The sequence below is a fragment of the Alkalibacterium sp. m-11 genome, assembly GCF_054658155.1.
Map to the genome: position 1 here is coordinate 1 of NZ_BAAGIR010000445.1, position 297 is coordinate 297.

Here is a 297-nt window from a genome sequence, read left to right on the forward strand (position 1 = left end):
GTTTGTGTTGTGTTTTCGGTACTTCTTTATATTTTTTCTGGTAATAGGCTTCATACTCAGGAATATATCGTCTTACAGAGTTGGCAGCTTGAACTAAGTAATAACGTAAATAACGGTTTCCTGACTTTAAACTGGACCCCATGTCAAGGACAGTTTGATAAAAACCCCTTATAACTCAAGTTTTGCAGTTGAATATCCAGGTTTAACCCTTGCGGTTATTGAAACTTCTTATAAATAATTATCAAAAAACACACAAAAAGACACCTCTCTTTGGTAAAATGTAGTCACCATAACAAC

1 pseudogene is annotated in these 297 nt (G+C 34.3%); it reads right to left on the bottom strand.

Annotation, left to right across the window (positions count from 1 at the left end):
* Positions 1-127: pseudogene (locus tag ACYQ2O_RS13125) on the bottom strand (IS110 family transposase); the annotation flags it as partial.
* Positions 128-297 lie beyond the last annotated feature (170 nt).